Genomic DNA, 23935 nt, shown 5'->3' with positions numbered 1-23935 from the left:
CAATCTTGGCTCATCAATTTTCTGACAAATTCTCTCAAATAAACTTCGAGTAATTTAAACCAATCAATCAATGATAATATTTCGATCAATCAACCAGTAAAAATCCACACAAGTTGTTCTTCATAATCTCTTAATGATCTTCTTGCTACTTCGTCAGCAGCAAGCTAGGTCGGCTATGTTACGCTTTCTTTGTAGAAAGTCAACCAGTAAATCCGATTATTTTTAAACTCATTCAAGACACCTAAACTCAACACCTTGTGCTAAATCCTTGTTTCCTAACAAGTTTTAATCCTCATCACTGCCGATGGATGTGCATTCTACAGTATTTCAGGGAGCTTGCAACACCTATTTTTAAAAAATTAAATTACATGTCTTTTTTTTAGCCATTTATGATGTTTTAATTCATTTTCTATACAATTTCGCTTAAATTCCTCCTATTCGTGACAATACAGTTTATTATTTTAGTTGAACAGTGCCACCATACTCAGAAAAAGGCCTCGGGATTTTCCTTATGCATCGCTCAATTTACTTATCTCTATGTTTACTCGCTTTGGCCTCTAGTTCATCTTTTGCAGCTGAGGAAAATACTGGGCTTGAGATGGAAAGTGAATCTGTCACCTTTACACCAGTCCCTTTAAGAGCCAAAATTTCTTCTAAGGTCAATCATCTGCAAAGCCAGCTTAAAGTAGATGCTACTGCTGCTCAAGCAGAAGAAGTAAAAGATCCTTTTCAATTCTGGAACAGAAAGGTATATCAATTTAATGATGCCATTGACCGTACAATTGTACGTCCGGTAGCTGTACAGTATAAAGAAAAGCTCCCTCAAGAAGTTCGTGGCAGTTACACCCATTTTCGCAGTAATTTAGGCGAACCTTGGAATGCGGTTAACCAGTTGATCCAAGGCCGCCCAGCACACGCAGCAAAATCTTTAGGCCGTTTTACCATTAACACCTTGACCACTTTGGGTCTGGCAGATCCTGCACGTCGTTTAGGTCTCACTCATGAAGATGAAAAATTTGCAACGACCTTAGGATATTACGGTGTTCCTTCTGGGCCTTATCTGATGTTGCCTATTTTGGGTCCAAGTTCAGTACGTGGCGTGATTGGAACATTAGCCGACAGTCAAGCGCGTCCACAAAAATATATGCTGGAAGATCACGATGGCTTGTACTGGGCCGACCAGTTCTGGCGCGGTATTGATACACGTAGCGAATATCTGGATGTCGAAAGTGTGCTGACAGGTGATCGTTATGCGCAGATTCGTGACATCTATTTGCAACGAACCAATTATGCCATTGCTGAAAAGAAGGGTACTGAGCAAGAGTCTCTCTTTCTCGAGGATGACTTTGATGATGAAGGTCCGGCAGACGAGTCTTTTAATGAGCCTGAATTCAACACCACCAACGAACTCTTCTAAGTCCGATATTTTAATTAAATGGTTAGCGAAATCTGTGCGCTAGCCATAATTTGCTTGTTATAGTACACCTTAAGTAGACAGCCCTAAGATCGAATCATCTATCTATGTATTTCATTCAACCCACTCGTGATATTCCCTATCTGGACCAGGTTCTTGAGGCACTTCCGCATGTTCAAGTCATCCTGCCGGATGACCATGAGCTGTATGATGCTACGATTATTGCAATTGCTGATGTACATGATTATTTGCATTATCAGTGGAATCTTCCAACGATTGTCCTGGCTCTGGAACATGAAGGGACTGCGCTGGCACAGGCTTGGCAACAGGGTGCCTTGGCTGGATGGATCTGGAACCAACTGCCGGAACAACCACTTCCCGCTCTACAAAAAATTGATGCACAATATAAACGCAACCAGGATAGCCGTGATCTGCCTTCTGCCGCAGAACTGCAAAAACGCCTATTGCCCAATCCGATTGAACTGCTTAATTATGAGGTCGAAACCTGTTTTCAGCCTTCGGCCTATTTATCAGGTGACTGGTATGATTACTGGAAAATTAGCGATAAAGAGGTCTTATTTTATCTGGCAGATGTGTCGGGACATGGTGTCACCAGCAGTTTATTAACCTCATGGATGGCTGCCTTTCATGGCCGCTCCAAAACGCCTCGCGAGCTGATCAAAAAGCTCAATGGCATGCTGGTTCAGGAAAATATTGAAAAACATATCACCATGATTGCTGGAGTACTGAACCTTGAAACTCATGTCTTAAAATGGTCCAGTGCAGGACATTATCCACCGCCGATTATCCTTGAGCCCAACCAGGAACCTAAAATTTTTACAACCAGCAGTTTTCCTCTGGGACTGACCGAAGAGCTGGAAGTTGAAGAATATGAATATATCTTAAGCCGTAATGCTCGCTTTTTCATCTGCTCCGATGGCGCTCTGGAACCCTTTGAAGGCGGCCTGAACGAACAGTTTACCCACCTTCTACACCACCTTAAAAATCAATCACTTGAAATACCCGAACATGTCGCTGATGATATTGCTTTCCTAAGTTTTATAAGGGTCAAGTAATAGGGTCTGTCGATACTCCGCCTATGTTTGCGACGCAAGAGATAGGCCTCGCAAGATTTTTTAGCTGGCATAAGGCATCAGGCCAGAAAGTTAGTCATTCTAGATGAATCACTCATCACCAGATAGCAGCAGAAAATATACTCATCTTTGCGCTTTAAACAAAGCAACGCTTTGTGCTTGTCATGCAGCTAAAACTGTCTCAAATTTCGTTATGAAGCTTGGCAATAGCCTGATTTCCTTGGTTTCATGTCTCATCCGCTGAGTTTTAGCTTACAGTACAAGCCATTTATGAAATATCAACACAGCCTAATATATTTACAGGCTTTATAAGCACTTAATTTAATCAGGACTTTCGGCTACTTGAGTATCTAAGTACCCTATGGGATAATTTAATATCCTTCTCTGCAAATGGCATTTATATGTCAACAGGTCATGTTGAATATGCAAGTTTGAATGGAACGCATATTTTTAAGCTTATTGGCGAAGTGCGTGCTCAATCTTGTATTAGTCTAGATAAATTACTGAACAAACTTGAACAGCAAGACAACGTGGTTGGTGCAATAGTGGATCTGACTGAAACCAGCTTCATTGATAGTACTGTACTGGGTGTCTTGGCAAAGTTAGGACTGAAACTCAAGCAAATCCATGAAATTCAGCCGGTTATGTTGTCTACCAACTCGGATATTACCACTCTGGCCAATAGTATGGGCTTGGGACAGGTTTTCGTGATTCTGAATTACTGTGGTGATTCAAATGTATGTACGCGCGCCCTGATGGAAGAACATATCACCCATCAGGCGATGCTGAGTACTGTTCTGGATGCCCACAAGACCTTAATGAAGCTAAATCAGAGCAACCAGAATATGTTTGAACCTCTGGTCAAACAGTTACAGAAAGAACAAGACAGTTTAGATAAAACTTCCGAACAAAAGGTATGAACCGACCATAAGGAGCCTCCATGACTTTAGTTTCTGTTGCACAAATGAATTCCCAAAATGAAATTGAACAAAATTTCACAGTAATCGAGTCATTAATTCAACAGAGTAAAGCCCAAGGGGCAGAGCTGATTGTCTTTCCTGAAAATTTCGTCTGTTTCGCCGCAGGAAAGCAGCGCGAAACTGCAGCCCAGTTTGAAGCAATCCAGCAGCGTCTGGAGCAGCTTGCTCAGCAATATCAGATCTGGATTGTCGCAGGAACTTTACCCTGCCCTTATCGTCCTGATGGTTCTGTGATTGAAGATGGTCGGGTACGTACTGTAAGTCTCTGTATCAGCCCGGAGCGGACTGAAGCCCGTTATGACAAGATTCACCTGTTTGATGTACAGGTGGGTGATGCAGTCGGTGGCTACCAGGAATCCAGGTTCTTTGAACCCGGTGATGAATTAGTTGTGGCTCAAACACCTTTTGGAAATATCGGCCTGATGGTCTGTTATGACCTGCGCTTTCCTGAACTTGCCCTGAAGCTGCGTGCCCAAGGCGCAAATATTTTGACTGCACCTTCTGCTTTTACCTATACCACCGGACAAATGCACTGGCAGTTATTATTACAGGCACGCAGCATGGACACCCAGTGTACGGTTCTAGGTGCAGCGCAACAAGGCTGGCACGGCGAAAAACGTCAAACCTGGGGACATAGCGCAGCTGCAAATAGCCGCGGTCAACTTCTGGATATGGTACATGCGGAAGGAGCACAGATTATTACGGTCGAATTTGATCTGGCTGAACAGGCCAAAGTGCGGAAAGCCATGCCACTTATCGAACATCGTAAATTATTGCAGCTTTCCTAAGCGAGTTTTAACCCCCTGACTGCATACTACTTGCATAAATTAACAAAATCCCTCTTATACTGGGCCAAAAATTAGGGAGTATAGAAGCTCTATTAAAATAAATAGGGATTCATCTTATGTCATTAGAAAAAGCTGTATATACCGCACATGCCAAAGCCACCGGTGGTCGTGATGGCCATGCCACCACCGATGATCAGATTCTGAATGTACAATTGGCGGTGCCTAAAGAAATGGGCGGCCCAGGTGGCGGCACCAACCCTGAACAACTGTTTGCCGCAGGTTATTCCGCCTGCTTTTTAGGTGCAATGAAATTTGTTGCGAACCGTGACAAGCTTAATATCAGTAAAGATGCCTATATTGAAGGTGATGTAGGCATTGGTCCGATTCCAACAGGCTTTGGTATTGAAGTGACCTTAAACATTCATTTAGAAGGCATGGACCGAGCTGAAGCTCAAAAACTGGTAGATGCAGCACATATTGTCTGCCCTTATTCAAATGCCACCCGTGGTAATATTGATGTGGTATTAAATGTGATTGTTTGATTTTCAAGCCACCATTCATCTGGATAGATGTTGATGTGGATTAAATTAACGGGCGTCATATGGAATAATATTTATTAGATGCTCTTTTCTTTCTAGCCCACTTATTCAGCACATTGAGGAAAGAAAGCTTGAAAATAAACCATAAGATTGACTATCCATAAGTTTCTTTAGCTGAATATAGTACAACCATTCAAAAAAGACCGGCTTGCTCTCAAGTCGGTTTTTCATTATTTTCAAGGATGGTCAATAAAAATGCCCCCATGAAAAACAAGTTTTTTAAAAAGAGTTTCCTTTCATATCCATTAGGTTAGATACAAGCAATTGATCGAAACATAGATTAATTTAGGTCAATAGCCCATTAACCCTATTCAAAATAATAAATAATACCCTTTTAAGGTTTTATTGGGGTTTTATCACTATCCCTCATCATATTTATGGCTTAACGGCGAAAGGACGAGTGCCCCTTTTCTTGGCACAGACTCTGCAAATTGCATTTTGAGAATATCAGTGCTCTAACAGCTTCAAGCATGTTAAAAAACAAAGAAGCGTATTTTCATGACTCCGCCGCTTCATTGGTAACACGCAGCACTTCTTCAATCGTGGTTTTCCCTGCCAAGACTTTACGCAAGCCATCATCCCGAATGGAGCCAGACTGCTGGCGTGCATAATTTTCCAGTTCATATTCTGCGGCATTGCCATGAATCAAACGGCGCATATGGTCATCTACCGGTACAATTTCATAAATCGCGGTACGCCCGCTAAAACCGGTATTGCCACAGCGTTCACAGCCTTGCGGTTGCGGTAATTTTAATTCCTGTGGATGCTCGATATTTTCAAACAGACCTTTTTCAAAACTATCTGCTGCTTGCCAGGTCGCGCAGTGCGGACATAAAGTCCGAACCAACCGCTGAGCTACCACCCCAATTAAAGAGCTGGATAATAAAAATGGTTCGATGCCCATATCTTTGAGACGGGTCACGGCACCAATTGCAGTATTGGTATGTAATGTGGAAAGTACCAGATGACCGGTAAGCGAGGCCTGTACCGCAATTTCTGCAGTTTCCAGATCACGAATTTCACCGACCATCACCACATCAGGATCCTGACGCAGCATGGCTTTTAAAGCCCGGGCAAAAGTCATATCAACTTTGGTATTGACCTGAGTCTGGCCAATCCCTTCCAGTTGATACTCTACTGGGTCTTCTGCGGTCAGAATATTTTTAGAACCATCATTCAGATCAGACAGCGCGGCATATAAGGTAGTGGTTTTACCCGAACCCGTAGGGCCGGTGACCAGAATAATTCCATGCGGACGATGTACCAGCGTCTTTAAACGCTCATAGTCTTTACTCATTAGGCCCAGATGGGTCATATTGAGGCGGCCAGCCTGCTTATCCAGCAGACGCATTACCACCCGTTCACCATAAGACGAAGGCAAGGTCGAGACCCGAACATCGACTTCACGTCCTGCCAGACGTAAGGAAATACGGCCATCCTGGGGAATGCGCTTTTCGGCAATATCCAGCTTGGCCATCACTTTAATCCGGGAAACCAGCAAAGGAGCCAGTTCACGGCGTGGCTGGACAATCTCGCGCAGTTGCCCATCGACACGCAGGCGTACAGACAGTCTTTTCTCAAATGATTCGACATGGATATCCGAGGCACCTACCCGAATGGCTTCGGACAATAAGGCATTAATCAGCCGGACAATGGGCGCATCATCTTCCTGATCCATCAGGTCTTCAGCTTCCGGAACCGATTCGGCCAGGCTAAGCAAGTCGGGATGGTCTTCCAGACCAGCTGCGACCTGCTGCGACTCGCCACTGTCGCCAGCAAAACTGGCACTCAGCAACTGGTTAAATTCCTGCTCGCTATACAGCAGATAATGCGCAGGATGTCCCAGTAAGCGGCGTGCTTCCTGCAATGCAAGCATGGAGGTATTGTCCCGGCGGACAATGAAGGCCTGATCACCCTCATAACGCAACAGCACACCATGACGCTTGGCGAAACTATATGGAATTTGTAATTGTTTCAGTACTTGCATTGCAGATTATAATAATGATGAAAAAATTTAAATTGAGTGTACTCTAAGCATATGACAGCGTGAAGTATGTTTTCAAAGATTTAGCAAGAAAGGGAGCCAGGATTGTCACAAGATCAAGAGGAATATAGCTTAACATCTCCCAAAATACAGTGGTGGGGAGAGCAGAATTTTGAAATTAATGAATCTAAGGCTTGGCAATTCGGCTCCCTGCTGTTCCGCCTGACCCGCGGCTTGCAGGAGTGGCGTCTGGAATATTACCGGCCTGCGGTACAGTATGATTATGAGCAGCAGTGGCATCAGATTGATGATCCACATTTTGCCTTCCCTTCGCCGGTCAAAATCGAACGCTATATGTTCAAGCTGACTCAAAGCAAACTGCAGCTGATGCCTCGCCTGGCTGATCGCTCGGTAGTGATTAAACCGGTTGATCCGATTTATATTCCAGCCGGTCAGCGCGGGACTTTATATATCAGTACCCCGCTTTGGATTGCCGGTTTTGTCGAAGGTCAACGTGAACCCATTTTTGATCTTCCGGTAATTCTACCCAAAGACACCTGGTTCGGACCGAATCATCGCTCGGGTGAAATTTGTTATGCTACCGCGGTCGATGGCCGGACTGAACTGAAGCAATTACGTCCCCGTGCGTTTCGGGCTGTCACCCCAATTGAGTTTCATAATACCAGTCACCAGCAGCTGCGTTTTGACCGCATGAGTGTTCCCGTTCTGGCCTTGCCCCTCTTTTATAGTGAAAGTACTGGGCGCTTATGGACATCTCAAATTAAAGTATTGCATGAAGGACTGGACCGTCCGCCGCGGATTCGGGTGGAAAACCGCACTCCTCCCCATGCAGGCGAAGTTAATTATTTACATCCACCGCGTGATCCGGCGGGAAATTTATTTAATATGTTTGATTCATTTTTCTAAGAGCGTGTGATGCCTAATTCGAGTCTTCCAGCCGAAATCACCAGCAGTCTCAAGGCCGTATTTACCAATATTAATACGGAGCGCCTGACTGAAGTTCTGGTGGCAGTGGTATTAAGTTTTATTGGTTTTCTGATTGCACGTTTTGTTTCCAATACGTTTATTCGCACTATCGGTATGCGTTTCAATGCGCATCAGAAACTGGTCTGGCGGCGCGGGATTTTTTATTTCATCTTCTTGCTATTCATTATGGCCAGCTTGAAAGAAGCCGGCTTTAAACTGAGTGTCTTCCTGGGTGCTGCGGGGATTTTAACAGTCGCTCTGGGTTTTGCTTCACAAACGTCTGCTTCCAACCTGATCAGCGGACTGTTCCTGATTGGTGAAGGCTCTTTTGAGGTGGGCGACACTATTCAGATTACCTTAATTCGCGGACATGCAATTGAAGGTGAAGTCATCTCTATTGACTTGCTCTCGGTCAAGCTTTTGACCCAGGACAATATTTATGTGCGTTTGCCGAATGAACAGCTGATTCGTGCCCCAGTACAGAACCTGTCCAAATTCCCGATCCGGCGCATTCCGATTACTCTGGCGATTAACTTTCATGAAGACATTATTAAAGTGCGTGAAGTACTGCTTGATGTTGCCAATAAATATCCGCTAGTTCTGGCTGATCCGAAACCGGCGGTAACAGTGACTGCCTTCCGTGAATCTTCAATTGAATTACTGTTTGCCATTTGGTGTCAGCAGGAAAATTATTTGCAAGTACGAGATGAAATGCAGGAACGGATTCGTAACGGCTTTGTCGACAACCAGATTGAGATTCCAGTTCCGAAAATGGGCTTTGTCGATCATCCACTGTCCCGCCCACTGGAAAATGCAGAGATTGACCAATATGCCAATGAAAAAGAGTTAAAAAGAGAGCCGTATTTAAAATAATGTCGTTCCACCCCCTCCCTTTTACCAAGGGAGGGGGTGAACTACTCAAACCATCTTGAAGCTCTTCTTAGATCTTTTCTCCCTCTGGCATCGGTGCAATATAGGCAATGAATAACATCACTCCACCAGCCAGCAGGAAAGAAATCACCCGGGTCAGCGTACCAGTATGCGACAGGTCGAATAACACCAGTTTCAAACTGACTATCACCAGAATACTGCCCCCTAGAACCCACATCGGTTTAAGTTTTTTTAAGGTTGCAGTCCACATGGTTACCCATGCCAGCAATACCCACAGGATGGTCAGGCTCAGCTGGACTGTGGCATTGCTCCATAGCGCCAGACTATTAAAGGGGGTTTGCAGATACATATGTAAGGCGCGTAAAACGATATAACTCGACAGCCACAGCAGACTCAGTACCATCAACACCGACATCATGCCGCGGTCCTGTCCGGCCCGAATTTGTTGTAACAGCATCCAGATAAAACTGGTCAGCATCGCCAAGCTAATCAGATCAAAGGGATTGAGTAGCGGCAGCCAGTAGTATTCAAAAGCTTGCCGATTGAAAAGTTGTGAGCACAGTAACCACCCTCCCATCAGAAACAGACAGCTTTTACTCTGCCAGAACAAACACCAGTCTGAATTTGCTGGTTGCCTATAGCACCAGAGCCAGAAAACCAGCGGTAAAATCACCATACTCAGATAAAGCATGCTCGGCATCAGACAGAGGCTGGCCAAGGCCAAACTGCTGAATCCACCAAAACTCATCCACTCTTTAGACAGCTCCATGCCCTTTATCGGTCTTAGCCATAACGTAGTCAGCAATAGCGCTGAGAAGCCAAATACGCCACGTTCCAGATCACTTTGCCAGACCAGTACGGCATTCTGACTATGATCCACAGCCACGATGACTGCAATCACCATCAAAGGTGTAAGCCCGCTCCATTTGGGCAATAACCAGCCCCATTCCTGATGTTTATGCTGGACGATTTCACTTAAAATGACATAACCAAGCGTAAGACTGAACAAGCTCAAACTATAGGCATAGTCCTGAGCAAACTCATCTTCTAGCAAGGCAAAGAGAATCAGGGTTGCGGCAAAACTGAGTAGGCTTAGAAAGCTGATACTGAAACTATTCAGCTGCTGGCGGTATTCGGCTTTGAGCTGGCTAAGAAAGACCACGGCCACATAGCAGACGCTCAGAATCCAGTAGATCTCTCGAGGTATCGGATTAAGCTCAACCAGATAATATAGGCTACTGAATCCTGCCATCAGCAACAGTCCCATGCTCAGGTAATGTGCGACACGGATATTTTTTTCCAAGGCCCAGAGATAGATGAGTAGTCCTTCAATAGCCCAGCCCACAACGCTCCACTGCTCTGTCAATAAAATAGGTGGAATCAGCGCCAGGAAAATCAGCATCAGGCTCAGATAGCTTTGTGAAATGATCTGAACCGTTTCTCTATGACGAACCACGTGCCAACAGATGGCAAAGACCAAAGCAAATAGCAGACTTAAACCGGCTTGCCAGAGTTTCTGCTCAGGCTGGTTAAAATGGATCAGGTATAAAAAGAGATAGGCAATAATCGGGGCAGCGAAAATGAGGGCCAGATCAAGTACCGGTTTTAAGCGAAAACGGGACAGATCCTGCTTGGCCAGCAACTGGCTAAAGCGAAAACCTAGCCAGATAAAGACTGTGCTATGGGCAAGAATCAGAGCGGTCATACGATAGCGTTCATGGGTGGTGCCATGTATCAGGCTATAGAGTCCACCGACCATGACGGTGACCAAAAAAGCAATCTGGTTCAGAATTTTCCAGGGCTTGAAACTGCTCAGCAACAATACTCCGATATTGATCAGCAGATAATAGCTGATAAACTCCACCGCAGAAGCATCTCGAGTTGGCAGGGTAAACGGTGCCAGATAAGCTATAAATAAGGCCATCACTGCCAGTTCAATACTGTCCTGTTTCAGACTTAAGTAGAGGGTCAGCGCCAGAATAATCATAAAAACCAGAGCGGCCAGCACCAAGCCAGGAATCACCAGACTGTAATAGGCAAAAAATAAGGTCAGGAACAGGGCACCCAGCCCCAAGCCTTCCAGTGCCAGAGCAAAACTCCGGTTTTTCGCCATTAAAGCATAGCCCAGTCCGGTCACCATGAGGGCAGCCAGCGCCACCAGTGCTAATTTCACCGCCAGGCTGAGTTGCCAGTGCTCTGTCGCAAAACGCAATAATAAAATAATGCCAATCACCAGAATGGTAATTGCAGCTTTTAACACCGGATTACCACGAAAAATCCAGTGCTGGATTTGCTCAATAAGCTGTGGCTGTTCCGAAACAGATGACTCCCTTACCGGTTCTGCCATATCTTCTGGCATGCTGTTTGGATGAGCCTGCTTTGCAGATGGATGGCGCGCTTGTAGCTGAAGGACACTCCGTTCCAGACGTTGCAGCCAGCGCAAGAGAAAGAAAATCCAGGCAGTTACCCCGATGCCTATCAGCCAGTTGAGTTCGCTTACCCCACCCACAATCGCGATAATAGAAGAGATATACAGTGGAACTTTAGAGTTGGCCGGAACAATACGCTGCGCCGGACTGGCCATATCACGTACTGATGTTTCCACCGCACTGATATATTGCATCACGCTGATCAAAAAGCCCAAGCCAGATAAATAAGTAACGATCTGCAAATCCAGATACCAAGCACTGACCCCAATGATAAAAAGGCTAATCAGCCAGATCATACGCAACTCATTTTGCCCTGCTGTCATTCTTATCATTCTCTCTCTCCTGAACTTTTCCATCATACAACAGCTGGCACTGCTTATTTCATCTTCACCCGATATTCGCTAAGCTGTGGAACGGGACTTGCCTCAGCGAGTGCAGTAAAAATCACGTACAATAAAGCAGTTTTTTGAATAAGGAATTGATTACATGCCACCATTTGTCTTGGTCGATGGCTCTTACTTTTTATTTCGTGCCTTTCACGCAGTACCACCATTAACCACGTCAACCGGTCTGCACACCAATGCAATTCGTGGTGCGATTTCTGCCATTCAAAAACTGATGCGCCGTACCCAGCCGACTTATATGGCTGTGATCTTCGATACACCAGAACCGACCTTCCGCCATGAACTGTCACCGATTTATAAGGGTGACCGTCCCAGCATGCCGGAAGAATTATCTCAGCAGATCCCGTATTTACATGCCCTGATCCGTGCCTTGGGCATTCCCTTGCATATGCTGCCGGGTGCTGAGGCAGATGACATCATTGGCACCCTGGCCAAACGTGCTGAAGCGCTGGGCCATCAGGTACTGATTTCTACCGGTGATAAAGATATGGCCCAGCTGGTGACCGACAAAGTGACCCTGGAAGACAGCTTTAAAGAAAAACCAATGGATGTCGATGGGGTTTTTGAAAAGTTTGGCGTGTGGCCCAACCAGATCATTGACTATCTGACCCTGATGGGTGATGCCTCGGATGGTATTAAAGGTGTACCGGGAGTGGGTGCCAAAACTGCTGCCAAACTGCTGACTGAATATGGCTGCATCGGTAGCATTCTGGAAAATGTCGACAAGATCAAAGGGAAAGTCGGCCAGAATATTAAAGACAATGTCGAGGGCATCACTCTGGATCATCAACTGGCCAGTATTATTTGCGATCTGGATTTGAGTTTTGGCTATGAGGACCTGAAGCTGCAAGAACCGAATGTTGAAGCTTTACGCAATCTGTATACCGAGCTGGAATTCCGTAATCAGTTACAGTCGCTGGATCATCCTCATAACCCGAATAACCGCAATTATAAACAGGCGGCCCAATCTATAACTGCTAAAGCCGCCTCTGAGCCTGAAGAGGTGGATGACCAGCAAGCAACGCTCAGTAGTGAGAATGACCAGCTCGGTAAGGCGACCTATCATACAGTTTTAAATCAGGACGACTGGGACCAGCTATTGGAGCGTCTCAGCACAGAAAAACGCTTTGCTTTTGATACCGAAACCACCAGTCTGGATTATCGCGTGGCGCGAATTGTCGGTTTCTCAGTGGCTTTTGATGCAGAAAATGCCTATTACATCCCGCTGGCACATGATTATGAAGGTGTACCTGAACAGCTCAATCGTGAAGATATTCTGGCGCAGCTCAAACCGATTCTGGAAGATGAGGCGATTCAGAAAATTGGCCATCATCTGAAATACGATGCACATATACTGGAGAATCACGGTATTCATTTAGCAGGCTGGTATTTTGATACCATGCTCGCCTCTTATGTCCTTAACTCGGTTGCAACCCGGCATGGCATGGATGATGTCGCACGTCTTTATTTAAGCCATTTAACCACCACCTATGAACAGGTGGCCGGTAAAGGTGCCAAACAGAAAACCTTTAACCAGATTGAGATTGAGACTGCAACGCACTATGCCGCAGAAGATGCGCATGTAACGTATCGACTTTATGAAGTTTTAAGTGCAAAACTGCAAGCCTATCCGGAACTGGTCAATCTTCTGCACAATATTGAAATGCCGGTAGCACGCGTCCTGACCAGCATGGAAGAAAACGGGATTCAGCTTGACCTCGGCTTTCTGGATCAGTTGAGCTGCGATTTTTCTAAAACCATGCAAGCCTTAGAAAACCAGATCACAGAAATGGCCGGTGAAGCGTTTAATGTCAGCTCTCCGAAACAGGTCGGTGAAGTTTTATTTGAAAAACTGGGTTTAAAAGGCGGTAAAAAGACCGCGACCGGACAATACAGCACCAGTGAAAGCGTTTTAGAAAAACTGGAACATCCGATTGCCGAACTGATTCTGGAGTATCGCGGCCTATCCAAACTAAAAAGCACTTATACCGACGGCCTGTTAAAGCAGGTCAATAATAGCTCACATCGCGTCCATACCAGTTATCATCAGGCACTCACTGCGACTGGCCGTTTATCTTCAACCGATCCGAACCTGCAAAACATTCCGATTCGTACCGAAATCGGCCGTCAAATCCGTAAAGCCTTTATTGCACCCGAAGGTCGCGTCCTGCTGGCAGCCGACTATTCACAAATCGAGTTACGCCTGATGGCACATCTGTCTCAGGATGATGCGCTGGTCGATGCCTTTATTCATGGACAGGACGTACACCGCCGTACTGCTGCCGAAGTTCTAGGTATTCCACTCGAAGAGGTCAGCAGTGACCAGCGTCGTCAGGCCAAGGCTGTTAACTTCGGCCTGTTATATGGCATGTCTGAATTTGGCCTGACGCGCCAGCTCGGCTTTACCCGTCAGGAATCACAGGAATATATCAAACAGTATTTCCGCCGTTACCCGGGAATTTATGAATATATGCAGCGCACCCGTCAGGTTGCTCTGGAACAAGGCTTTGTTGAAACCATTCTTGGACGCCGTTTATATACTCCGGACATTGATGCGCGTAACATGATGGTACGCAAGGCCGCAGAACGTGCTGCTATTAATGCGCCTTTACAGGGCTCGGCAGCCGATATTATTAAAATAGCCATGGTCGAAGTTGACAAAATGCTGCCTAAAGATCAGGCTAAAATGCTGCTACAAGTGCATGACGAACTGGTATTTGAGGTCGATGAAGCCATTGCTGATGAGCTGGCCCCAAAACTGGCTGAGGTCATGCAATCGGTGATTGAAATCTCTGTGCCACTGGTAGTTGAAGTCGGTAAGGGCAAAAACTGGGATGAAGCACATTAATCCGTCATTTTTCTCCTGGTGAAAGCGGAGAAGCATTACAAGCAAGAAGCGGCTATTGATAGCCGCTTCTTGCTTTACTTTATACTGTCTTTAATGAAACAGCACCTGCAATTTTCAGGTGCTGTTTCAAGTTGACTAGAGTCTATGCTGTCCTTCTCAGAGAAGGACTCAAGACAGTTCAAAATCCGATTACATTTCTACCATTTCTACACCATCAATACGCGCGACCGTCATCAAGTCCTTATCTCCACGGCCCGAGACCGTCGCAATAATGATCTGATCTTTCTCCATCGCTGGAGCAAGTTTGGTCACATAAGCCATTGCATGCGAGCTTTCCAGCGCAGGAATAATACCTTCAATTTTGGTCAAATCACGGAAACCCTGTAAAGCTTCCTGATCATTAATCGGCATATAATTGACACGGTGCATATCTTTCAGGAAGCTATGCTCAGGCCCCACGCCCGGATAATCCAGCCCCGCAGAAATTGAATGGGTTTCAATAATCTGACCTTGATCATCAGACATTAAATAAGTCCGGTTACCATGCAATACTCCGACATGACCTGCATTTAAAGGTGCAGAATGCTTGCCGGATTCAATGCCATAGCCTGCTGCTTCAACACCATACATTTTCACGTCTTGATCGTTTAAGAACGGATAGAATAGGCCCATCGCATTTGAACCACCACCCACACAGGCCACCAGTGCATCCGGTAAACGGCCAGCCTGTTCCTGAATCTGACGGCGTGCTTCACGACCGATAATCGACTGGAAATCACGAACCAGTTGCGGATATGGATGTGGACCTGCAACCGTACCAATCACATAATAAGTTGAATCCACATTGGTCACCCAATCGCGCATGGCTTCATTCATGGCATCTTTCAGGGTTTTAGAGCCGCTTTCAACCGGTACTACAGTCGCACCGAGCAGACGCATCCGATAGACGTTCATCGCCTGACGTTTCACGTCTTCTGCACCCATAAAAACCACACATTCAAGGCCCAAACGTGCAGCAATTGTTGCGGTTGCCACCCCATGCTGGCCCGCACCTGTTTCGGCAATAATTCGTTTTTTACCAGACAGTTTTGCCAGCAGCGCCTGACCAATTGTGTTATTAACTTTATGCGAACCTGTATGGTTTAAGTCTTCACGTTTCAAGTAAATTTGCGCACCACCCAACTCTTTCGACCATCGTTCAGCATGATAAAGCGGACTTGGACGACCTACGTAGTAAGCGAGGTCACGGTCGAATTCTGCCAAAAACTGTTCGTCATTTTTCATACGGAAATACAGCTTCTCCAGGTCTTCCAGAGCTGCCATAAGAGTTTCTGACACAAAACGCCCGCCATGAATACCGAAATGCCCGCGTTCATCCGGGAATTGGGTATAGTCAATCACATTATTTTGCTGATCCACGTAGGACTCCTTGCATAAAGCGTTCGATGAGTTGTTGGTCTTTAATACCTTTTGCGGACTCGACACCGCCGCTCACGTCCACCGCATACGCATGTGTGGTGAGAATTGCCTGTTCGATATTGTCAGGATTTAACCCCCCTGCCAAGATCAAAGGAATATTGAGTTGGGGAAATGTGTTCCAGTCAAAGCTGTGCCCGGTGCCACCTTTTAAGTCTGGATGCCATGCGTCTAACAGCACGGCACTGGCCCCTGCCTTCTGGTAGCGTTGAATTTCTGCAACGATATCCAGCTCCGGTTTGACCTGAATGGCCTTGTACCAACGCCGACTTACAGCCTGTGCCATACTTTGGCACTGTTCAGGTGTTTCGTCACCATGAAATTGCAGGATATCCAGCGGCACGGTTTTTAAAAGAAGCTGAATTTCTTCAAGCGTACTGTTCACAAATAGCCCAACCACCTGTACATAGGCGGGTACGGCCTGGATGAGAGCTTCTGCCTGTATCACTGTCACACTGCGCGGACTCGGCGGATAGAACACAAATCCGATTGCATCGGCACCGGCCCGAACAACGGCGTGTACATCTTCAACACGGGTAATTCCGCAAATTTTGGCACGGGTTCGCATCGTTTTTTGGCTCTACATCTACCCATGTCATAGCCGATCTATGAGATTGGGGCGAATCATTGTAATGCAAATTTTTAAACTTGCGTAAAGTTCATACGGATTATTCTCAATTCAGATTGTTTAAATCTGTGTCCAACTTTATACTGCGCACAACTTGCAACAAGTCAAAGCCTTTCGCTTTAGGGAAGCTGGTGTAAATCCAGCACTGCCCCCGCAACGGTAAAAAATGAAAAGCTTATCTTTATAAATCCTGTTGATTTACGCCACTGCATATTCGATGTGGGAAGGTGGATAAGTAAGTAGCGAAATACTGCATTTAAGTCCGGATACCTGCTTGTTGTGTTCTTTAACTCAATCATTCACGGGGAGTGAATGTATGGAGCACATATCATGTCTATTCAATTTCAACCTACTGCCTTGGTAGGTGCAATCGCGCTTGCGTTGGGTTTTACTTCATCTGTGTATGCTACCGAGCAAAAATTTGCACAAGCATCTTTGGATACCATTGTGGTGACGGCAACCCGTTCGGAAGAAAAAATTGAAAATGTACCGGCGCGGATTAATATCATTGATCCTGAAATCATAGAGCAATCACCTATCGCACAATTGGCCGATTTACTCCGCTCCGAAGCAGCAATCAATGTCGTACAGCTTGGCGGTTATGGTCAGCAAACCTCAATCTTCATGCGCGGTACAGATTCAGACCACACTCTGGTCATGCGTGATGGCGTCCGCCTCAATAACGAAGCCAATGGTCTTGCCTCTTTAAACTTTCTAGATACTACCGACATTAAGCAAATTGAAGTACTCAAAGGCCCTGCTTCTGTCCTGTATGGCACGAATGCCATTGGGGGCGTGGTTCAGATTATTTCTCAAACTCCGACAAAACCTGCTGCATTTATAACAACTGAAGCCGGTGAACATCATACCTATAAAAGCCTGATCGGGGCAGATTTTGCACAAGATGATTTCTTTGCACAGCTGCGTGGCCAACGCCTTGAAAGTGATGGAACTCACATTACTGATCATGCCGATGCGACTCCATCTAATTATGATCAAAAAGGTTTTTCTGCCAAAGCAGGAGTGGCCAAAGACCACTATGGTTTCAGCGTGGACTATAATGAAAATGAAGGGACTTCGGTTTATCAAGCTTTTGACTGGAACAGCGCGGGTTACGTCGACAAGGCTCAAGCCTTCAAAAACAACATTACGACTTTAAAAGCATATACCCAACTTAAGCCGACCTTAAGGGCCGATGCACGTATTTCGCGTTTTGAAGACTATCTGGAACAGCTAAACAGTTTTGAAATAACGGAATATACGTCTAACGAATATGAACTCATGCTTAAACAGCAGCTAGGTTCGCGTCAAAACATTACACTTGGCACCACCCATAAAACCCTGGAAACCAAAACCAATAAAGCTGTATCCTCTTTCGATCAGGCTTTGGACACCACAGGTTATTATATTCAGCATCAATATCAATCTGATCGTTTAAGCACCCAAGCTGGCTATCGTATCGAAGATCATGAAAAATATGGTTCCCATAATGTGGCTCAGGCCGGCGCACGTTATCACCTGACTCCGGCTTTCAGTCTCTATAGCAATATAGGGACAGCCTTTAAGGCACCTACTGTTAATGACCTCTATTACGGCTCTTCAGCAAATCCCGATCTAAAGCCTGAAGAAAGCACCTCTTATGAGCTAGGTTTTGACCATCAAATCAATACAGCATGGAACTGGGGAGCTTCTGTCTATCATACCGATATTGATCAACTGATTGACTATGCCTCTACTGCACCGTGGGGCCTCGACAACATTGCAGAAGCTCGTATGCAAGGTGCTGAAGCCTTCCTCAACTGGAAGCAGAATGATTACTTTGCAAAAACCAGCTATCACTATGTAAAGGCAAGTAACGAGATAAGCGATACCGATTTACTTCGTCGTCCACGCCAGACTCTAACTATATCGGCTGGTATTCAAAATGAATTATACGGCCTTAGTGCAGCTCTAATTGCCAAGTCTAAAGCCAAAGACTGGGATACTGCTCAGCATACACCGGGCTATGCCACAGTCGACTTGCATGGTTACTGGAATATCAACCCTAACCTCAAGCTCTTTAGCAACATCCAAAATATTGGTGATGTGGAATATAAGGCAGCTTATGATGGCAGTCTGGATGGGGTATATTACATCAACGGTGGCCGACTCGCCTCTGCTGGTGTTACTTTCAAATATTAAGTTCACAACAGTTTAAATAAATACTTTTGAGAATCATGTCATGCCTATGGCATGATTCTTTTTATTTACCGCATTTAATTATTTTAGGATCTATCATGGGCCACCGTTTAAGTAAAATCTATACCCGCACCGGCGATTCAGGCACCACAGGACTGGGCGATGGCTCACGTGTGGCTAAAGATGATTTACGCATCACTGCACTGGGTGATGTGGATGAGCTGAATGCAATTATTGGGGTATTACGCGCACAAATTTCCGTAAGTTCAATCGAAGATAAAGCCACTTGGGATAAATCCCTGAGTCTGATCCAGCACTGGCTGTTCGATCTGGGAGGTGAAGTCTGCATTCCCAACTTTAATCTGGTACAACCCGTTGCCATTGAATTTCTAGAAAATGATATTGACCGCATGAATGAAGCCTTACCGATGCTGAAAGACTTTATTTTGCCTGCGGGTAGTTTGGTCTGCAGTTTTGCCCATCAGGCTCGTGCAGTATGTCGCCGTGCAGAACGCAGCGTAATGTCGGTTCACTCCCGTGACCAGAATATTCAAGCGGCTTCGCTACAGTTACTGAATCGTCTCTCTGACTGGCTGTTTGTGGCCTCACGTACCTGGCAGCGTGCTGAAGGCGGTTTAGAGGTTCTGTGGCAGAAAAACATCAATGACAGCATCGAAAAGTAAAATTATATTTCAGTTTAGCATCTAAAAATACGCGTCAGATGTAGCTTGAATTTACACAGCATCTGACGACAATAGGGCTTATCATTTTTTGTCATATCGCACACCTATAATGAATTCACCTTCTCAATTTATGAGCAGTCTATGCGCATAATTGGTCATCGTGGTGCGCGTGGCGAAGCACCGGAAAACACGCTTGGCGGTTTTCAGTACATTCAGGATATTGGAATTAGCGCGGTCGAGTTTGATGTACGCCAACTAAAGGACAATGCACTGATCATCATGCATGATGATGACTTTGTGCGCACCACCGGTTTACAAAAACCGCTCTATGAATGTAGCCGTCAGGATCTGTCCTTATATAACCAGGCCGTTAGCTGGTCGGAATGGCATAAGGTTGAAGCCACGCCTCTGCTGGATCAGACCTTAACGATCATTCAGAATTTTGATCATATTGAAGTCGAAGTCAAAAGTGTGGCCTCTGAAGCGGACGCTGAAAAAATCACCACTGAACTCGAACAGCAATTGCAAGGCTTTGAACAGTCTGTCGTCATCACCAGTTTTGACCTCAAAATTCATCAAGCCCTGCAACAACAAAAATCCCGTTTAAAACGCGGCCTTTTAGTCGAAACGGATGTGAAATATCTGGCGATTGATCAGGCACTGCAACTGGGCTGCTGCCAGATTGGCTGGATGGATGAATTAGCCAGCAAAGACATCATTCGGACCACTCAGGCTGCAGCACTTAGCATTAGCGTGTGGACAGTCAATGATGTGACCCGTGCCAAAGAGTTACGCGACTGGGGCATTCAAGGCCTGATTACTGATTATCCCAAATTAATGATGCAGCAACTTTAAAGTGTAATATTACGCTGCTTTTTGATTCAGGTTTATCCATCTTATTTTTTAGAATAAAAATTTCCAAAAATCGGGTTATATTTTCTTTTTCCCCTGTTTTATATCTGTGAATTCAGGATCAAAAGCCAATATTCACTTAAAGTGTTTTAACCCCATAGACAGATTAATAATATTCATAAAGATTAAATATTTAATAGAAAACAACATGCTTTCTTGATGAGAAAAATAACCTCCAAGACCCTCATTATCCTGTTACCGGCCAGTACAATACAATTGTACAATAATGCTAGTGATGGTGCAGGGGGCGTGCTAAGATGAACCAGTTTGCTGCTGTTAAATCAGGCAGTAGTCTCTGCTTTTTGTTATACCTTCCCAGGTTCCAGGAGTGCTGTTGGAGATGAATGCTCCCCTACCTCAAGCCCCAATTAATTGGGTCGCAGTCTTTGCTTTGGTGGTTTTGCCCATTGTCGCTGTGATCGCAATTCCCTTATATGCGTATCACCATGATTTCAGCCTTGCCGCTTGGATCAGCATGTTTGTTCTACTGGGCGTGAGTAGCCTGGGTATTACAGCGGGATACCATCGCCTTTGGGCACATCGTGCTTATGAGGCCACCTTGCCTTTAAAAATCATTCTGATGATTATGGGAACCTTTGCCGTACAGAACAGTATTTTGTACTGGGGTTCTGGTCATCGTACCCATCACCGCCATGTGGATGATGTGGAAAAAGATCCCTATTCTATTAACAACGGTTTCTGGTATGCACACCTAGGCTGGATGCTTCGCGATTATCCTGCCGCGGAACCGAATTATAAAAATGCACCTGATTTGCTGAATGATAAAGTGGTGATGTTCCAGCACAAATATTATGTCCCTCTGGTAATTGCAGTCCATGCTGCCATCCTACTGCCAATTGGCTGGGCTGTGGGGGATGTCTGGGGCGTATTGCTACTGGGTGGTCTGGTGCGGCTGATTCTAAGCCATCACGTAACGTTCTTTATCAACTCGTTGTGCCACATGTGGGGTTCACGCCCATATACCGATGAAAATACGGCGCGTGACAACTTCTGGCTGGCAATTGCGACCTGGGGTGAAGGTTATCATAACTATCATCACATTTTCCAGTACGATTACCGTAATGGCGTGAAATGGTGGCAGTATGATCCAACCAAATGGCTGATCTGGAGCTGTTCAAAACTGGGACTGGCAAAAAATCTGCGCCGTATTCCGAGTTTTAATATCAAAAAAGCAGAACTGGCGATGCGGTTCAAATATGCCGAGCAGGATCTGGCAGTATATGGTCATAACGTGACTGAAGACATGGCCAATGTCAAAAGCAAAATTGCTCTGGAATATGAAGCATTTACCCACACCTTAAATGACTGGGCCAAATTAAAAGAACAGGAAATCCAGATCAAAAGGGCTGCTATGGCAGAGAAAATTCACCAGATGGATGACAAGCTGAAAGTTGAATTCCAGCTGGTGGAACAGCGTCTTTCCCACCATCGTGAGACCCTGAATCTGTTGGTGCGTAATTTAAAGAAAGCGCCGGTGTCACAGTAATTTTATTAACTGTCCTGTTTAGGCGATACAATTCGATGAAGGAGTTTAGAAATAAGCTCCTTCGTTTTTTTTAAGGATCATTCTCCGATTTTAAACCTGGAATTTTAAATTAAGCTGAGTATGGCAAATATGGCATGCGCATTACAGATTTGCGCTTAGAGCTGGAAAATTGTAAGTTTTAAATATTGCGGGGGCTAAAGTAATTCTCGACAAACTTTTAAAAACGATCCTAGCATCATAACTTTTCAAACAAAAGTTTTACCAACTCTACACTGAGCAGCATTTCCCACTTCCCTGCTTTCAAAGAAGCTTTTTTGATTCAACTTTCTCTTACGCATACTTGCTTTTTACAACAGTTTTAAACAGGGTTCTTTGTTATATTGATCTTAATTATTTCATTATCCTGTGCCTTATGCATTTTAATTCCCGTTATCCTCAGCTCCCTGCCCGCCTCTATCACCAGCAAATGCCTTTGCCACTTAAAGGAGCAAAAGCAGGACACTTTAATGCTGCACTCGCAGAACAGTTGCAATGGTCTGAAGAGGATAAAGCACAATGGGTCGAGATTTGTAGTGGTCAAAAAACTTTTGCCGAATTTGAACCCTTGGCCATGGTCTATGCCGGACACCAGTTCGGCCAGTGGGCCGGACAGTTAGGCGATGGACGAGGTTTGCTGATCGCACAGATTTTAGATCAGCAGGGCCAGACCATTGACCTGCATTTAAAGGGAGCAGGAACCACTCCTTATTCACGTATGGGAGATGGCCGCGCTGTACTGCGTTCAGTGATTCGGGAATATCTGGCAGGACATGCTTTAAATTGTTTAGGGGTTGCATCGAGTAATGCCGTCGGTTTTACCTCTTCGGCTCAAGGCGTGCAGCGGGAAAAACTGGAGCCTGGTGCCATGTTACTGCGGACTTCAGATTGCCATATCCGTTTCGGGCATTTCGAATGGATCAATCAATATCAGCCTGAGTTACTGCCTGAATTTACCCAGAAATGTATCGAATGGCATTATCCTGAATGTCTGCAAGCTGAACAGCCGATTCTGGCTTTTGCCACCCAGGTTATCCAGCGTACGGCTCTGATGATTGCCCAATGGCAACTGCTTGGATTCGCACATGGAGTAATGAACACCGATAACATGAATATTACCGGTTCCACCCTGGACTTTGGTCCGTATGGATTTATGGAGCGTTTCCGCCCTAACTGGATTAACAACCATTCAGATTATCAGGGGCGTTATACCTATCAGCAACAGCCAAGCATTGGCCACTGGAATCTGTGGATGTGGCTGAATAATCTGGTTGCGCTGTGTCCTGAAAACTATGACAAAGAACAATGGAAACAGGACCTGGCCGAATGTCTGGAACATTATGAGCCGACCTTCCTTGAGTATTATCGGAATGGCTTAAACCAGAAAATGGGCCTGCCTCGTTTTCATAAAGACAGCTTTGACTGTGCCATGGCATTTTTACGAATTTTGCAAAGTGAGCAACTGGATTACACCCAAAGCTTCATTCGCCTGCAAAATAGGGAATATGATGCAATCAAGGATGATTGTCTGGATCGCCGTCAATTTGAAAGCTTTTTAAGTCTATATAACACGATCCGTGAACATCAAAACCTTGCAGAATTGGATGGTGCAATGGCGCTGGCCAATCCGCATTATATTCTGCGTAACCATATGGCACAGAAAGCCATTGAACTGGCGGAGCGGGATGACTTTTCCGAAGTCGATCGGCTATTTAAACTCTTAAGCCAGCCTTATTTAAAACAGCCAGACCTAGAACAAGCAGAAGATTTAGCCCCCTTACCAAGTGATGTACCAGAAGTCATGGTCAGCTGTTCATCTTAATTTCTTCACAACCCGACTCAAAGCTGTGGATAATTCAAGCATTCTCCACAGCTTTCTTTTGACTTATTTCTAGCGAATGGCTGACGTACCCTTGCCTAAAAACCACTGTGTCTTTAAGTAGAAAATGAGATTGGAACAATAGAAACTATTCTATTAACCGGTGAATGGTATTGAGCAACGGCTTATGTAATGGTTCCATAGAGTATGGAAAAACCATTTTAAAGGAACTTACAGATGAGCAAAGCGTCGCATGCCAGCGCCATGGAGCAAAAAAG

At 45.2% G+C, this 23935-nt stretch carries 17 protein-coding genes and 1 riboswitch; of the genes, 13 read left to right on the top strand and 4 right to left on the bottom strand.

Annotated elements, in window-relative coordinates; genetic code table 11:
• Positions 1-511 precede the first annotated feature (511 nt).
• The 5 genes from E2K74_RS09625 to E2K74_RS09605 all read left to right on the top strand — a co-directional run bounded on the left by E2K74_RS09625 (position 512) and on the right by E2K74_RS09605 (position 4818).
• On the top strand, positions 512-1417 hold the full coding sequence (locus E2K74_RS09625; protein WP_151207295.1) for a VacJ family lipoprotein: 906 nt from the start codon (positions 512-514) through the stop codon (positions 1415-1417).
• A gap of 104 nt (positions 1418-1521) precedes the next feature.
• Positions 1522-2490: an RsbU family protein phosphatase GigA gene (gigA, locus tag E2K74_RS09620; protein WP_151207293.1), complete on the top strand. Its 969-nt coding sequence runs from the start codon at positions 1522-1524 to the stop codon at positions 2488-2490.
• 419 nt (positions 2491-2909) lie between these two features.
• Positions 2910-3428, top strand: coding sequence for an anti-anti-sigma factor GigB (gene gigB / locus E2K74_RS09615; RefSeq protein ID WP_151205481.1), 519 nt, complete (start codon positions 2910-2912; stop codon positions 3426-3428).
• Positions 3429-3448: 20 nt separating this feature from the next.
• Positions 3449-4276: a carbon-nitrogen hydrolase family protein gene (locus E2K74_RS09610; protein ID WP_151207292.1), complete on the top strand. Its 828-nt coding sequence runs from the start codon at positions 3449-3451 to the stop codon at positions 4274-4276.
• 116 nt (positions 4277-4392) lie between these two features.
• Positions 4393-4818 carry an organic hydroperoxide resistance protein gene (locus E2K74_RS09605; RefSeq protein ID WP_151205479.1) on the top strand — a complete coding sequence of 142 codons (426 nt, stop codon included), beginning with the start codon at positions 4393-4395 and terminating at the stop codon, positions 4816-4818.
• 553 nt (positions 4819-5371) lie between these two features.
• Here E2K74_RS09605 and gspE read toward each other — a convergent pair.
• Entirely contained in the window at positions 5372-6862 is a 1491-nt protein-coding gene (gspE, locus tag E2K74_RS09600) for a type II secretion system ATPase GspE (protein WP_151207290.1), read from the bottom strand.
• A 102-nt stretch (positions 6863-6964) separates the two neighbouring features.
• On the opposite strand from gspE, the gene E2K74_RS09595 reads away from it, so the two are divergent.
• Both E2K74_RS09595 and E2K74_RS09590 read left to right on the top strand, forming a co-directional pair.
• The gene (locus E2K74_RS09595) at positions 6965-7786 is read left to right on the top strand and encodes a hypothetical protein (protein ID WP_151207289.1); all 822 of its coding nucleotides are present in this window, start codon (positions 6965-6967) and stop codon (positions 7784-7786) included.
• 9 nt (positions 7787-7795) lie between these two features.
• Positions 7796-8719: a mechanosensitive ion channel family protein gene (locus E2K74_RS09590; protein ID WP_151204210.1), complete on the top strand. Its 924-nt coding sequence runs from the start codon at positions 7796-7798 to the stop codon at positions 8717-8719.
• Positions 8720-8786: 67 nt separating this feature from the next.
• Here the strand turns inward: E2K74_RS09590 and E2K74_RS09585 are convergent, their stop codons facing one another.
• Positions 8787-11489: a DUF2339 domain-containing protein gene (locus E2K74_RS09585; protein WP_151207296.1), complete on the bottom strand. Its 2703-nt coding sequence runs from the start codon at positions 11487-11489 to the stop codon at positions 8787-8789.
• Between the two features lie 163 nt (positions 11490-11652).
• Between E2K74_RS09585 and polA the strand changes: the two genes are divergently transcribed.
• A complete protein-coding gene (gene polA, locus E2K74_RS09580; protein WP_151207287.1) occupies positions 11653-14418 on the top strand; it encodes a DNA polymerase I in 2766 nt (921 codons plus the stop codon).
• A gap of 189 nt (positions 14419-14607) precedes the next feature.
• On the opposite strand, the gene trpB is transcribed toward polA, so the two are convergent.
• Positions 14608-15837: a tryptophan synthase subunit beta gene (trpB, locus tag E2K74_RS09575; RefSeq protein WP_151207285.1), complete on the bottom strand. Its 1230-nt coding sequence runs from the start codon at positions 15835-15837 to the stop codon at positions 14608-14610.
• Entirely contained in the window at positions 15821-16462 is a 642-nt protein-coding gene (locus E2K74_RS09570) for a phosphoribosylanthranilate isomerase (protein ID WP_151207283.1), read from the bottom strand. The genes trpB and E2K74_RS09570 overlap by 17 nt, the downstream gene beginning before the upstream one ends.
• Before the next feature lie 144 nt (positions 16463-16606).
• Positions 16607-16815, top strand: a riboswitch (cobalamin riboswitch).
• A gap of 37 nt (positions 16816-16852) precedes the next feature.
• Here E2K74_RS09570 and E2K74_RS09565 point away from each other — a divergent pair.
• The 5 genes from E2K74_RS09565 (at position 16853) to E2K74_RS09545 (ending at position 23660) form a co-directional block, all read left to right on the top strand.
• A complete protein-coding gene (locus E2K74_RS09565; RefSeq protein WP_151204214.1) occupies positions 16853-18703 on the top strand; it encodes a TonB-dependent receptor plug domain-containing protein in 1851 nt (616 codons plus the stop codon).
• Positions 18704-18798: 95 nt separating this feature from the next.
• Positions 18799-19383, top strand: coding sequence for a cob(I)yrinic acid a,c-diamide adenosyltransferase (locus E2K74_RS09560; protein WP_151204215.1), 585 nt, complete (start codon positions 18799-18801; stop codon positions 19381-19383).
• Positions 19384-19524: 141 nt separating this feature from the next.
• Positions 19525-20238, top strand: coding sequence for a glycerophosphodiester phosphodiesterase (locus E2K74_RS09555; RefSeq protein WP_151204216.1), 714 nt, complete (start codon positions 19525-19527; stop codon positions 20236-20238).
• 397 nt (positions 20239-20635) lie between these two features.
• Positions 20636-21802, top strand: a complete 1167-nt coding sequence (locus E2K74_RS09550) for an acyl-CoA desaturase (protein ID WP_151204217.1) — start codon at positions 20636-20638, stop codon at positions 21800-21802.
• 412 nt (positions 21803-22214) lie between these two features.
• On the top strand, positions 22215-23660 hold the full coding sequence (locus E2K74_RS09545) for a protein adenylyltransferase SelO (RefSeq protein ID WP_151204218.1): 1446 nt from the start codon (positions 22215-22217) through the stop codon (positions 23658-23660).
• Positions 23661-23935: the final 275 nt, after the last annotated feature.

Source organism: Acinetobacter sp. RF15B (assembly GCF_007558235.1).
Classification (GTDB): Bacteria; Pseudomonadota; Gammaproteobacteria; order Pseudomonadales; family Moraxellaceae; genus Acinetobacter; species Acinetobacter lwoffii_C.
The sequence above is the reverse complement of the archived record's forward strand: the minus strand, read 5'-3'. Positions and strand labels throughout refer to the sequence as shown.

Coding starts and splice junctions, on each gene's coding strand:
- E2K74_RS09625 (WP_151207295.1), top strand. CDS start 512: ATGCATCGCTCAATTTACTTATCTCTATGTTTACTCGCTTTGGCCTCT.
- gigA (WP_151207293.1), top strand. CDS start 1,522: ATGTATTTCATTCAACCCACTCGTGATATTCCCTATCTGGACCAGGTT.
- gigB (WP_151205481.1), top strand. CDS start 2,910: ATGTCAACAGGTCATGTTGAATATGCAAGTTTGAATGGAACGCATATT.
- E2K74_RS09610 (WP_151207292.1), top strand. CDS start 3,449: ATGACTTTAGTTTCTGTTGCACAAATGAATTCCCAAAATGAAATTGAA.
- E2K74_RS09605 (WP_151205479.1), top strand. CDS start 4,393: ATGTCATTAGAAAAAGCTGTATATACCGCACATGCCAAAGCCACCGGT.
- gspE (WP_151207290.1), bottom strand. CDS start 6,862: ATGCAAGTACTGAAACAATTACAAATTCCATATAGTTTCGCCAAGCGT.
- E2K74_RS09590 (WP_151204210.1), top strand. CDS start 7,796: ATGCCTAATTCGAGTCTTCCAGCCGAAATCACCAGCAGTCTCAAGGCC.
- E2K74_RS09585 (WP_151207296.1), bottom strand. CDS start 11,489: ATGACAGCAGGGCAAAATGAGTTGCGTATGATCTGGCTGATTAGCCTT.
- polA (WP_151207287.1), top strand. CDS start 11,653: ATGCCACCATTTGTCTTGGTCGATGGCTCTTACTTTTTATTTCGTGCC.
- E2K74_RS09570 (WP_151207283.1), bottom strand. CDS start 16,462: ATGCGAACCCGTGCCAAAATTTGCGGAATTACCCGTGTTGAAGATGTA.
- E2K74_RS09565 (WP_151204214.1), top strand. CDS start 16,853: ATGTCTATTCAATTTCAACCTACTGCCTTGGTAGGTGCAATCGCGCTT.
- E2K74_RS09560 (WP_151204215.1), top strand. CDS start 18,799: ATGGGCCACCGTTTAAGTAAAATCTATACCCGCACCGGCGATTCAGGC.
- E2K74_RS09555 (WP_151204216.1), top strand. CDS start 19,525: ATGCGCATAATTGGTCATCGTGGTGCGCGTGGCGAAGCACCGGAAAAC.
- E2K74_RS09550 (WP_151204217.1), top strand. CDS start 20,636: ATGAATGCTCCCCTACCTCAAGCCCCAATTAATTGGGTCGCAGTCTTT.
- E2K74_RS09545 (WP_151204218.1), top strand. CDS start 22,215: ATGCATTTTAATTCCCGTTATCCTCAGCTCCCTGCCCGCCTCTATCAC.